Annotated in this window: 7 protein-coding genes; 2 read left to right on the forward strand and 5 right to left on the reverse strand. The window is 45.1% G+C overall.

Going from position 1 to position 13784, the window contains the following annotated elements; all coding sequences use genetic code 11:
• Window positions 1–184: 184 nt before the first annotated feature.
• Window positions 185–943, reverse strand: a complete 759-nt coding sequence (locus tag PMG25_RS05875) for a Uma2 family endonuclease (protein ID WP_283765972.1) — start codon at window positions 941–943, stop codon at window positions 185–187.
• A gap of 248 nt (window positions 944–1191) precedes the next feature.
• Here PMG25_RS05875 and PMG25_RS05880 point away from each other — a divergent pair, with 248 nt between their 5' ends.
• On the forward strand, window positions 1192–2235 hold the full coding sequence (locus tag PMG25_RS05880; RefSeq protein ID WP_347178753.1) for an ATP-binding protein: 1044 nt from the start codon (window positions 1192–1194) through the stop codon (window positions 2233–2235).
• Entirely contained in the window at window positions 2228–4828 is a 2601-nt protein-coding gene (locus PMG25_RS05885) for a S8 family peptidase (RefSeq protein WP_283765974.1), read from the forward strand. Before PMG25_RS05880 ends, PMG25_RS05885 begins: the two co-directional genes overlap by 8 nt.
• Before the next feature lie 15 nt (window positions 4829–4843).
• Here the strand turns inward: PMG25_RS05885 and PMG25_RS05890 are convergent, their stop codons facing one another.
• The 4 genes from PMG25_RS05890 to PMG25_RS05905 all read right to left on the reverse strand — a co-directional run bounded on the left by PMG25_RS05890 (window position 4844) and on the right by PMG25_RS05905 (window position 13635).
• Window positions 4844–9973 carry an nSTAND1 domain-containing NTPase gene (locus PMG25_RS05890; protein ID WP_283765975.1) on the reverse strand — a complete coding sequence of 1710 codons (5130 nt, stop codon included), beginning with the start codon at window positions 9971–9973 and terminating at the stop codon, window positions 4844–4846.
• Window positions 9931–11334: a P-loop NTPase fold protein gene (locus PMG25_RS05895; RefSeq protein ID WP_283765976.1), complete on the reverse strand. Its 1404-nt coding sequence runs from the start codon at window positions 11332–11334 to the stop codon at window positions 9931–9933. The genes PMG25_RS05890 and PMG25_RS05895 overlap by 43 nt, the downstream gene beginning before the upstream one ends.
• Before the next feature lie 176 nt (window positions 11335–11510).
• On the reverse strand, window positions 11511–11720 hold the full coding sequence (locus PMG25_RS05900) for a hypothetical protein (RefSeq protein WP_283765977.1): 210 nt from the start codon (window positions 11718–11720) through the stop codon (window positions 11511–11513).
• A 214-nt stretch (window positions 11721–11934) separates the two neighbouring features.
• Window positions 11935–13635, reverse strand: a complete 1701-nt coding sequence (locus PMG25_RS05905; RefSeq protein ID WP_283765978.1) for an ATP-binding protein — start codon at window positions 13633–13635, stop codon at window positions 11935–11937.
• Between the last annotated feature and the right edge of the window lie 149 nt (window positions 13636–13784).

The raw sequence follows: 13784 nt of genomic DNA on the forward strand, positions 1-13784 counted from the left end.
GCGGCCGCTCGCCCCTACAAAAATGTCTCACTGTTATTTGAATTGACTATAATCGCACAGAGACAAGCTCTCTTGTTGGCCGGTAGGATCGAATGGGAAGGGACGGATTGGTTGGCAAGACTTTCTCAAGCTTTAGCACCGACGTTTGTGGATGTGTATCTGGCTTGAATACAGTTAGGATGGTCTATTGCAGATAATCCTGTACTGTTTCAACGGATAAGGATAGGATTTGGGCGATCGCCTCTGCATCGAGTCCCATAGCTGCTAATGGGGCGATCGCCTGACGCTGGGCCTGCTTGAGTTGCTCGATCTCTTCCTGCTTTTGTCCAAGCTCCAGGTCTTTTTGTTCGAGTTCTAGCCGCGTATTTTCTACCCGTGCGATCGCCTCCACATAAGTCGCAAACCGCTCTCCACTCGGACTATACAGTTGCAATTCTCCCGCCTCTGTCAGCACAAACCGCACATTTAACAGGGGACTCACCCAATTTTGCATGGATGCTATCGGCACTAAATTCCCCTGTTTCTGACGTATCCATCCTTTTAGCTTGCTTCGATCTGGGTCAAACAGGTAATATTCCTGGACTCCATAACGGGTATAAAACTTCAGTTTTTTGTCTTCTAATTCTTTGAGCGTGTTACTCGGTGAAGCAATTTCAAAGACCACTTGGGGAGCAATGTTATTTTCTTCCCATTGTCGATAGGAGCGGCGATCGCCTTTAGGTCTACCGAATGCCACCATTACATCCGGAGCTACACGAGTCACATTATCTCCTTCTACGGGATACCAGAGCAAGTCTCCAGCAATAAACACATCCGGGTCATTGCTATACAGAGCATCTAAACCGCCTTGAATGGTTGTAATGTAGCGAAATTGGATCGTATTGTCAGCCAAGGGTAACCCGTCGCTTTCTGGATACTCAATTTGGGGATGAACTGAAACCATGATAGAAGAATGGGGGACAGTGAGCCAAGAGATGATCCTATTTTATAGCAACAGCATTAGGGTTTCAGGTTATCCCAAACTCACATAAATTAAGCTATAATTGAATAAAAAATCAACTTCACGACTTTTGAGAGAGCTACGTTCAGACTAAACCAGAAAGTTCTCTTTTTGTGAAGTTTTCTTAACATTTCAGCAGAGTCTCGGTATTGTAGGACTGAAGCCAACGCTTTCGGGTGACCCAGCACAAGATGAAGGGAGAAGTGCTAAAACGTTTATTTCGTGCTGTTGCCAGTGAAGATTCACAGGCCACACAGAGTATGCTGTCGATTATCGTTGAAGAAGAGCGAAAACTAGGCCACACAAGACTTGCTGAACAGCTAGAAGGTATTATCCAAAAAAGCGCTCCCCCTTCCAAACCCAAAAATTTAGCGACGGATGCCCATCGGGAAATTCCTACAACCTCAAACCCTGTGTTCTCGAAACCAGAGAATATGCGATCGCTGACCCGATTATCGAGTAAACACCGATTTAACCATCCATTTATTGTTACGATACCTCGTGAAGCACTGCGACATCATATGATCCTTTCAGAGATTGTAGAAAATCGGTTTCGCCGAATTGAAAGGGAATATGCTGCTCGTGAGCGTTTGGCTCATCACGGTTTGCGCTATCGTCAAAAAATTTTACTTCATGGCTCGCCAGGCTGTGGTAAAACCATGGGAGCCGAGCGTATTGCTTGGAACACTGGGTTAACTCTGGTTAAAGTACGCTTTGATGCCATGGTTTCTTCCTACTTAGGAGAAACAGCCACCAACTTACGTGAGGTATTTGAAATTACTGCTGCATCTCCTTGCTTGCTATTTATTGATGAATGCGATGCACTGGCTAAATCTCGTGAAGATAGCCAGGATGTTGGGGAGATTAAGCGAGTGGTCAATACTTTCCTTCAGTTACTTGATGAGTATGAAGCCTCCAATGGCTTACTGGTTGCTGCAACTAATCTAACTAAATTTTTGGATGAAGCGGTATGGCGGCGATTTGATGATGTAATTGAAGTTCCTAAACCAACAGAGTTAGAAATTGAAGCCATCCTTAAACAAACTCTTTACTCAGTATCGCTAGGTTCGATTAATTGGAGTTCGATTGTACAACAAATGATCGACTTTTCAGCAGCACAAGTTGTGAAGGTTGGACAAAATGCAGCTAAACGAGCCATATTAGATCGAGAAGAGCTAGTTATTCAAGAACATCTAGAAGAGTCAATTCAAGAGATTTTAGTTTCTCATGTCTGATCGACCAAAGCAATATCCTCATCTTTCACTACGTCTAGTCCGAGAAGGAAATGCGAGGCTTTTTGTGGGGGTAAAATCTGATATTACGTTGAGAAATCAAGGGAATGCTGGAGGACATAGTAGAAAGCTAAAATCTTCGATTGATTTCATCACAACCCATTGGCAAGAAGAGCAGAAGAAACGTGAGCAAGAGGGCAAACCAAAGCTACCAGACGCAGTTTCCTTTATCTTAGAAGTCGATCCTGATAGTTTTAATGCTGAAGATCTCAAAAGCTTTGGTATTGAAGTAGTTGCTGACTTAGAGCAAGGGTATATCATTGGTGCATCAGCAGATACAGAGTTATCAGAACTGAGGAAAAAGATCGATAACTTTATTGAGGCTGAAAAGCATGTCGGCAAAGTTCCAGAAATTTGGGACATATTAGAAGGAACTAAACGTCCAGAATATATTCTTTCTGATAGTCTTCAAGCTGAGTGGGAGAATCTTCGTGAGCAACAAGAGTACATTGTAGATGTGGGGATTTCTTGTATTAAGGTTCAAGAGCAATATTCAAGGTATCCAAATAGAAAACAATATAAAAGTGATGAAACCTTTAAAAAAGGCATAACAAAGTGGCTAGACAAGAATCATTTATCTGAGCAAGAGTTCGATAATTTACATTGGGATCGCGAACAAAAACTTGATTCATTTATTAGACAATACCGTGGAGACATATTAAAGAGTATACCATTTTCAGATAGTTTTTCCTGTCGAATAAGAATTAGCGGCAAAGGTTTAAAGGATCTAGTTCTCAATTTTCCCTATATTTTTGATGTCAGTAAACCTGATGAATTTAGTGTTCCTTCAGCAAGATCTAGTGATTCTGAATCCGATCCAAAAGCATTTACTCTAGAAGCGCCCGAGCAAAATGCACCTAAAGTCTGTGTGATTGATAGTGGTATTCAAGAACTCCATCCTCTACTAAAAGCTGCCATTAATTCCCATCATTCCAAGTCATGGGTTCCTAAAGAATTGGATACAACAGTTGATTATGTTGAATATGGTGGACATGGAACGAGAGTTGCTGGTGCAATTCTTTATCCTCGTGGAGTACCTAAAATGGATTACCAACAAGCTATATGTTGGCTTCAAAACGCCAGAATTCTCAATCGGGATAACCAGTTACCTAGAGATCTATTTCCTCCGAAAGTTTTAGAAGAGATTGTTGCATACTATTACGATCGGTTCAGCACTAGAATTTTTAATCACTCTATTGCCGCGATTCGTCCTTGCAGAACACAATCTATGTCTGCTTGGGCTGCTACGATAGATAAGCTTACTTGGGAGAAAGAAGGAGATATTCTACTTATAGTAGCAGCAGGCAACCTAAATCCTAAAACAGACTTTATAACCCGACCATCTATTGATTATCATCTTCAAAAGGGACAATATTACCCAGATTATTTATTGGAGAAATCTGCAAGGATTGCCAATCCTGCTCAAAGTTTCCAGGCTTTAACTGTTGGCTCTGTTGCTCATGTGACTTATAAAGATTCCAATTTGCGGTCAATGGCAGAAAAAGATCATCCTTCTGCTTTCTCTTGTACGGGATTAGGAATTTGGGACACGATTAAACCTGAAGTTGTTGAGTATGGTGGAGATTATGTTACTGACTCAGCAATTTCACCAAATTTTTCCACACCAGAAGGTGTTTGTCCTGAGCTAGTACGTTCAACCCGCAATGGAGGTAAACCAGTTAGTGCTGATGCTGTGGGGACTTCATTTGCCGTGCCTAAAGTCTCTCACATTGCTGCTGCTCTAGCCGCAGAATTTCCTCAAGAGAGTGCTTTACTTTATCGTGCTTTAATTGTTCAATCAGCACGTTTACCGGACTGGACAAATGAATCAAAAGAAAAACTCTATCAAGGGATTCGGACAATGGGTTATGGTATCCCTAATCTTGATCGCGCTCTAGAGAATACTCCCAATCGTATAACATTAATTACTCCAGGCAATGAGAGGATTAGCGCTAGAGGAGTTAGAGTTTATCAAGTTCAGATTCCAGAGATGTTTCTAAGACCGGATGAAGACCTTGATTTTCTGGTTGAAATCACTTTGTCTTATGTGGCTGAACCTCGTCGAACTCGTCGGCATCGTCGCAAGTATTTATCGACTTGGTTAGATTGGAGATGTAGTAACCGAGGAGAAAATCCGGATCGGTTTCTGGAAAAAGTTATTAAAGAATATAAAGCTGGAGAGGATGTAGAAAAAGGTGCAGATGGATTTCAGTGGACACTAGGAAAAAAGCAATTCAAACCTGATTCTCAGGGAAAGAAGAGACCGAAAGGAATTGATGGTATAGTTAAGAAAATATCAAGAAGTAATGGAACGATTCAGAAAGACTGGGCAATAGTAAAGTCCTATAACTTACGTGAGGGATTCTGTATTGCTGTAGTTGCACATCCGGGTTGGAATCAGAATGAAGATGCGACTGTACCTTATTGTTTAGTAGTGAGCTTTGAAGCTGTGCAATCAGAAGTTGCGATTTATGACGCTTTTGTTCAGGTTCAGCAATCTCTCCAGGTACAAGAGAAAGTACAAGTCTCTGTTTGATCACTGTATTACTCTTCAATCGCACAGAGAGAGGCTCTCTTCTTGGCCGGTGGGATTATTCTCCAAATAGCCTTGTAACCATTCACACCCTGTTTCCAGCAACTGGTCAAGCTCTAACTGCTCTAAATGCCATAGAGTAACCCGTCCATCTCCACCGACGGAAATCAGGGTTTTGCCATCGGAGGTAAAACTGAGTCCGTTGATGGAACGATGGGAACTTGCAGTCAGTACATGCAGTAAGGTTCCATCTTTGCGCCAGAGGCGAATCATGTTATGGCTGGCGGATGCTAATCGTTCTCCGTCTGGACTAAAAACAACACTGGTGACCGTGTTGCCTTCATGTTCCAGGGGTTCAACCAGGAGTTGCCCTTGGCGGTTCCAGAGTTTGACCCGACTATCATAACTGGCTGTGGCGATCGCCTGACCATCGGGAGAAAACGTTACTCCCCAAACTCCTGCCCGATGGCGCAGAGTGCCCACCTGAGTGCCATCTGTGCGCCAGAGCTTCACCCGTCCCTCATCGCTGGCAGCAGCCACAAGCTGACCATCGGGGCTAAAACTGACCCAATTAATGGCAGAATTATCCGTAACCAAGGTTTTTAATAATGTGCCATCTCTGCGCCACAACTTCACCCTATAATCCTTACTCCCAGAAGCAATCAACTGACCATCCGGACTGACACTGACACTGAGAACCACATCCCGATGACCTTTCAGAGATTGCAGCAGCTCTCCCTCTAGGTTCCAGACTTTGACTTGGCGATCGTCCCCTGCGGTTACCAACTGCTGGCTATCTGGTGTAAACGCCACCCCCCAAACCTCTCCCTGATGACCTTTCCAGGACTTCAACTTCCTCCCATCCGGCTGCCATAGGGTAATCATGCCATTCTCCCCAATCGTGGCAATTTTCCGACCATTTCCACTCACGCTCACCCCATTGAGCGGCCCACCCCCGTCCCAAACCTCCATCAAAGCCTTATTCAAACGCCACACCTTCGCCGACTTATCCAAACTTGCTGAAACAATGCGATTTCCATCCGGACTAAACGCCACCTTGGGAACCCAATGGGTATGACCCATTAACGTTTTTTGTAAAGTGCCATCTAAAGCACTCCAAATTTTAATCGTCTTATCCTTACTGGCCGTTACAAACTGTTCACCATCCGCACTAAATCGTACATCCAAAACTGTATCGTCATGGGCTTCAATTTCAGTAATCAACCCTTCTTCAGTCCAAAAACCAACCGTTCCTTTTCGCTGACCTGTTTGCTCCTCAATTACCTGACCGGCAACCGCCAACAATCCCCTGGGCGACCAACTCATCCCATACACTTCTTGCTCAGTGATAAACGTTTTCACGAGGGTTCCATCCAAGCGCCAAAAACGAATTTTACGCTCTAAACTCGCCGTCGCCACCCACTGACCATCGGGAGAAAATACCACACTTAAAACTGAAGAATCATGGGGTAAACTCACTACCTCAGAGCCATCTTGGTTCCATATTTTCACCGTTTTATCGCGACTAGCAGAAGCCATTAACGGATTCTCTAGATCTTGATTAGCAGCTAGGTCAATAATTTGGTCAGTATGGCCCTTTAATTCCACATATTCTATCCGATCTGAGCTGGTTACTGCGGCCAACTCAGGCAACTGGCCTAAATTCCATACTTTAATCGTATGATCCCAACTGCCAGATGCTAACCGTTGGCCATCGTCTAGAAATACTAAACTGGTAATAACCTCTGTATGACCGGGAATGGTAAAACCAGGCTTTCCTTGTTCATCCCAAATGCGAATTGTGCGGTCTTCTCCTGCGGTAGCAATCACTTTTCCATCGGGGCTAAAGGTGGCTGCATAAACCCCATCTTTATGACCCTCTAAGCGATTTTCTTCGCTAATTTTGTAAACGGCATAGGATAAGGTTTTCTCAATCGTATCCGACACCGATTTTGGCACAAATGGTGTAGTTTTAATTTGCTCTCCTGCTTTAATTCCTGTGGTTAAGCCTTCAATTTCTTTATTTAATCCCACTAAAGCCTCGGACGATGTGCCTAACGTTTTGATTTGATTAATCACTCCATTCCAAGCAAATCCTGTTAACCCGACAATAAAACAACCTGCACCCACTAAAAGAGAATTTAAGATCAATTTGCGCTGTTTTTCGCTCTTTTTTTCTTTCGCTTTCGCTTCAGCTAATGCGGTTAATAAATCATTCTCTTGGCGTAGTTTGTCCAGCATAAACTGTCCTTCTGAAAACCGTTGCTTTTCCTGATCTAGGGCTTCGGAGTCAGAAATGGAATGATTTTCAGCATCAGGACTATAATCCCCCAAGTTTTTTTCCACCAGTTCATAGCGCTCATCCGCTAACTTAGAAATGAGCAAATTTTGATGGCGTAATTGGTCAATTTCTTTCTGGTTTTGGGCATTTTGTTGCTGAAGTTGGGATCGCTCCTGATTAATCGCCTGATTTTTCTGGGTTTGGATAAACTCCACTAGATAATCATGAATCAACTGATAGCGCGGTTCGGGTTGTTCGGGAATCAGATAAATTAAGCCTGAACCACAGAAAATTTCTAAAATTAGGGTCAGGGTTTCGGAGGCGAGATCGGAACCCATTTCTACTAAAATTTCTGACTTGGTTTTTAGGGGGCGATTTCCGTCTTCATCAATAAAAGAGTAAACCGCTTTGCGGGCGTGATACTCATTCTTTTGGCCACAATCCTCAATGACGGAGTTCAAAAAGTTCTCGACTAATTTCTGCTTGGATTCTACTTGACGATATTGTTCTAATGTGGTAATGTTGAGGTCTTGAAGTTGAGAGCCAACAATTTGTAATTCAATGGGTCTCACTTCATGGGTTCCCACAGATAAATCTGCAACTAAGGCTTCAATTAAATCATCATCGAGTTCAAACTGAGTGTGACGAGTCAAATTTTTAATGACTTCAAAGGTATGCGCTCTGGAAAAATTACCCAATGCATAGCGGTTACTTTTATCGAGCAAATTACAGCCGATACCCTCTAAGGATATATTTTGTTCAATTTCTAAGAGATGGTGTAAATAATCTTCCCGAATCGAAATAATAATTTTGAGTCCAGAGCGATGCAAACAGTGTTCTAAAAATTGATAAAATTCTTGTCGTTTTTCAGTCCGATCGCAGACAAAGAAAAATTCTTCAAATTGGTCAAAAATGAGTACCGTTAATCCATTTTGCTCGGCGATTTCATCTAAGTTTTGCAGATAAAGTTTTGGGGTGTAATCGGAAAGTTCAGAATGGCTAAATTGAAAGGGTTTTAAGGATTCCTGTAAGGCTTTCCCCAAGTTCACTACCCAATCGGAATAGACCCGCATCACGACGGGAATCGGAATTTGATCGCCGAGAGTTTTTCGGTGTAAAGTGGGTACTAATCCTGCATTAACAATTGAACTTTTTCCGACTCCAGAAGGGCCATGAATGACGGTAATTTTATAATCGGAACGACTAATCCGATAAACTAGGTTTTGAACATCATTTTGACGGTTCGAGGTGGAGATGGCTTCGGCAACTCCTCCCATTTTTTCATCGGTTTCTATCGGATTAGAAAAGAGGGGATTTAAGGCTTGTTGAGTGGGTCTTAATTGGGCTGCACCGACAAAGGGGCGTAATCCATACTGGGATTGGACGGCACGCTGTTCTTGTTTGAGTAAGAAGGCTTCTCGATAACACTGTTCGTGAAAATAGAGCGATCGCACGCCTTTTAATAAGCGTAAATATCGGTGTGGGTCGTGGCGAGAATTGCTTTCTTTGATCGCTATTTTTAGCTTCTGTTTTGCTTGTGTTAACTTCTGATTTGCCCGTTCCTGCTGCTTCAGATGGCGCAAACATCGAACGAATTGTAATTGAAATAACTGAGACCAAAGGAGAGGGTATAATCCCTGGGATACAGGGGTGAAAGTATTGCTGTCACTGGGGTCTATTTCTGAATCTAAGATGGCTAAACATTGCTCGAATCGATCGCGGGCTGTTTCCCATTCTTCTTGTCCTAGGGCTAGTTTGCCTAAAAAACCATAATCGAGAGCTAACTGAAGGGGTAAGCCATACTGCTGATGTAAATTTAGGGACGTTTGGGTAAACTCTAACAGGGTTTCCCAGTCTTGCAAATGTTGCAGTACATCACTGACTTGTCCCGTGATTTGTGCCATTAAATCTTGCCGTCCAGCCTCTTGAAAGCACTGTATAGATTGATGAAAATAATACCAAGATTGTTCCCATAATTCTTGCTGTTCGGGCTTCTCTTGGGCGGGATAAAAATAACAGAGGCCCAGATAAAATAGGAGTAAGCCTTGATGCTCTAAATTGCCGTCAGAGGATAACTGTTGTTCGTAAGTTAAGGCGGTTTGATAATAGCCGATCGCGGCTTCAATCTGACCTTGCATCAGTCGGTCATGACCTAACAGAATGGCAACTCTTGCTTGTAAACCGGGAGCAAACAGGGCTTCTCGACGCTCTAAGGTCGAGAGGGCAAATTCTAACTCGGCTCGATGTTGGCCGCATCCTCCCCGTTTGGAGTTAATAAAAGAGAGGGGAAAGGTGAGAAGTTGTTTCTGCTCACGACTTAAGAGATTATTTAATAAGGTTTGGGATTTTTGGAGAATGAGGGTCGAGAGCGCTTTGGTGCTGAGATCGAAGGAGATGGGATTGGCGGCAAAGTTGGCAAAATCGGGGGCAAGTTGCAAAAATTGATAGAGTAGGCGATCGTTAACCCATAAGACGAGGGGACAGTTGAGTTGTTTGCGAAATTCGTCCCGGATAACGTTGGTGGAAATTAAGATTTCTTCTAAGTTAATGACCGATTCTAGACCTAAGACCAATAATGCAGAGGGTTGATCTGGAGTTAGGGCTAGATCGGCTTTAACGCTGCGATAGAGATGGGTAACATTGGGGGATAATTGCAGGCATCTAAACGAGGAAAAATTAGGCGATCGCGCCTTCAACACCTCCGATAGCTGCTCTAATACCTTTTCTCGCAGTTGACCATAGTTACAGCGTACCAGAATTAAGGAAAACTGACCTTGAGACAGGGTAATCGCTCGCGCCAACTGGTTCAGGGCCCGTTCATTGTCTATGAAGTCGCAATCTTCCCACTGTTGTTCTGTGCTAACCATTGTTTAAACTTTTGATGCTCGCATAGGGCAGGATTAAGGGCAAACCAAGAGCCTTCTGAATCTCGATACTCAAAGACGAACATGCTCCGTAATAGGGTCAAGTATTCGAGGTCTCCCTGTACGCTTTGGTGATTAACCACCCGATACAACAGTTCCCATTCCTCATCCTTAATGGAGGTGGTTAAATAATCCCGGCGGTCTCGAATCACTGCTTCTAGTATATCCCGTGTAAAGGGCGGGTCTTCTTGTTGCAGACAACTAAAGAGCATTCCTAACAGGTTTCGCATGTGACCCCCACTGACTTCACAGAGCCGGTCTAAGGTGTCGGGGTGGTCAAAGAGTTCTAAAATATGGCCTTGCTGTTCTTCTAGGGTTTGGTCTGGAAAGGCACGGGTTAAGACCATATGGTGCAACAGTTCCATTCCCTGGGAAAAGGGTTGTCCACTGCGGGTTTTGACGGGAACCATGGGTAAGACTTTGGGGGTAATGCCTCCTCCGAGGCGATTTTTGAGGGTTTCGCATTCACTGGAAAAAATCAGGGAGAGGGGAATGGTATAGACGAGGTGACAGTCGAGTTGACGCAGTTGCGCTCCCCGGTCAATGAAGAGATATTCGGGTAAGAGTCGTCCGGTGGGCCCGGCTTGATTATGTACCCGGTCGAGGTTATCGACGATAACGACTAATCCTTTTTTTCCCTGACGCTTGAGTTGGCTGTTGGCGACTTGCAGCAGTTCTTGGTTAATGGCTGCTAAGATACTGGCGGTTCGGGGTTCGAGATAGTTGCGGAGACGATGGCGCAGTTTTTGGCTTTCTTTGGTTTTGGCGGTGATTTTGGCGATACCGAGGGGAAGGGAAAATTCCATTTCGCCGCTCGTGTTGGCGCTGAGGTCTCCGACTCCGGGAATGGAGGCTTCGGCACTGAGGTCGATGGGGGTTTGGAGGAAGTCTACGGCATCTTTGAGCAGGGTTTTGAAGGTGCGCGGTTGCAGTTCGATGGAGCGCTGCTGTAGATGTTCGCTGACTTGACGGGCGATCGCCAGTAAAATGTCGGTAATGTCGATATCGCCCATATCCAGGTCTTCTGAGGACTCGAAATAGACGACCTCAAAGCCTTGTTCTTCTAGCAAAGCCTTTAAGCGCAGGAGTTCGGTGGATTTCCCGCAGCCAATATGGCCGGTGAACAGTTGGCAAGTGGGGCGATCGGGGGATAGGGTGATGATCGTACGACCCAAAGCTTTGACAATTTTGCCCCCCCGCACAGAAGAAAAATCAATATAATAACGACGGTTGTCTGGATCGCCCAAGTCTAACGGTGCAGATGGATTACAAGCTTGGTAGAATCGCCCTAAGTCTATGGTCATAAGTTCGTGTAGCGCTACGCGCTAGGGAATGGGGAATAGGGAATAGGGAATGGGGAATAGGGAATGGGGACATTGGGCCCCCAACCAAGACCCATTTTTAATTTTTTCGGCTGTTGCCGACATGAAAATTGTTAATTATTAATTGTTAATTGTTAATTGTTAATTGTTAATTGATACTAGCATCCTAACCAGGTACAATCTCCTCGGCCGCCCCGTTGATCTCTGGCTGCTGGATTCACCAAGGGTTGTATGAGATTGGGGTTGCTCTGCTCGGAAGTCGCAAAAGAGTCTAGGGGTTGCTCCGAGGGCAGAAGATGGCCATAAACAGGATTCATTCCTAAACACAATAGGATCATAATCGGTGCAATTTTACGAGTGTTCCACATGATAACCTTCTCCTTCACCCCATCGATCGGGGAATTTGATAGAAACTCAGGTACATTAAGCATGACCTAATTCACTATTCATCTCATCCCCTCAGACTTCAGGAAAATACAGGGCTGGTCTAGTCTCTATAGATCTAGAGACGATCAACCCGGTGTAAAAGTTCATAGTACCCATTACTTATTCATTTCGCTAATATAGACCGATCGCCACATATCAATCGATACTTCTGCCATTAAACACTTGGGGGGCTTCTCGTTTCGCTGGCGGGGCGGCGCTGGCTTGCCGTTGTTGCTGCTGGTCTTTTTGGAAGTAATGTTGCCAGAGTTCGGGGGCGTTGAGGGTGTCGCCTCCGTGACGGGTGAGCCGTTGGCGGATGCGACAGAGAACGGGGGTATTGACGCACGCTCCGGCAATGATGGCTTGACCTTTGGTGAGGGCGGGCAGTTCGTTGAGCAAGTCCCGTCCGGCGGCTTCGACCCCATGTTTGAGGCTGTCTTGGTCTACGGGGTTGATGATGCGGAGTAGAAATTGGCTCATGCATTGGGAGAGTACGTCGGAGTCGAGTTTACCGGGGCGCTGGGTGATCAGTCCGACTCCTAAACCAAATTTACGCCCTTCGCTGAGGATGGTTCGTAGCATGGCTTTACACCGGGAGGGTTCGTGAGCGGGGGCGAAGCGATGGGCTTCTTCGAGGAGGATGAAGACGGGGAAGGGAAGATAGTTGTCATCGTCGGGGAGGAGGTTTTGTTTTTGCGTGTTCATCCGCGCTTGATAGCTTTGGCGCAGGAGAGCGGCGCAGATGACTTGTTGTTCTTCTTGGGGGATTTCGTTCATTTGCAGAACGGTGACTTGTCCGGGTTCAAACAGGTTTTGGGGGGTGAGGTGTTTGTAGGCGTGGAAATGGGGCGATCGCTCTAACCGTTCGAGTTTCCATTCTAGAGCGGGCGCTGAAGTTCCCACTTTTTCGTTCCCTTCGTCGTCGGTTTGGCGATCGGCTTCATAAACGGCGGCGATCAGGTCTTGTACATCCCACCGATATTCGGAGTTTTTGTGCTTTTTGAGGATGTTGAAGGCTTTGCTGAGGATGGACTGTTGGCGATCGCTCATCGTCGGCAACAGCATCAAAATATCGTAGTAGTCCAAAGACGACAGCCGAATATGCACGTCTTCTGGCAGCAAAATTTTCACTTGGGGACTATAGCCATCTTCGCCGCGAAATGCGCCATGGCCTTGTAAGTCGGCTAAGGTTCCATACTCTCCGTGGGGGTCGAAAATTAAGACGGGGGCGCGGTTATGGGGGGCGAGAAATTCTTCAATCAGTACCCCAGCCGTGTAGGATTTACCGGAACCCGTGCCCGCAAGAATGGCTAAGTGGGTACTGACTAATTCTTTCACATCTAATACCACGGGCACATTGCCACCGGGACGCAGGAGAATTGACCCCATGTGGGCGCTCCCCACTTCTGCTTGCTGTTTGCGGTTGATTGCCGACTGTAAGAGGCGATCGCTCGCTAACATCACCTTAGCTCCCGGATTGGGGGACTGGCGAGGGTTAAGAAATCCTAAGTTGGGGTGAAAATACCCAATTACATCTACCGTCACTTCATACAATTCTGGATTTTTATCCGTAAATCCGACTAAAGCGGCGATCGCCTCTGGACTGGTTTCTGGATCTGCAAAGATGCGATCGGGTAAGTGATCGATTAGACTTATCTTTGATATTTTGCCGAGAATTTCCCGCTCTCGATCCCCAGAAACCAACGAATAATAAACAAATTCCCCGATTTTGACTTGGCGATTATTCGTTGTAATAAACACATATTGATTTCCCGTTTCACCTGGGCCTTTGACGGTTCCAATAATGGGGGAAGAAAGGGTGGGCGGGAATTCTGGGGAGTCTTGTACCTGGGTCATGGCCTAGCCTAGGTTGATTGCTTACGAAAAGATTAAAAAAAGATAAAAAAAGAGGCACTTTGGACGAAATGGCTTGCCTGGGGAAAAAGTTTGCGGAATTTTCGGATTTCTTTTGGTAGAACCTTATTGTACCCTGTGATTAGGCTTTG

The organism is Roseofilum capinflatum BLCC-M114 (genome assembly GCF_030068505.1).
Taxonomy (GTDB): Bacteria; Cyanobacteriota; Cyanobacteriia; order Cyanobacteriales; family Desertifilaceae; genus Roseofilum; species Roseofilum capinflatum.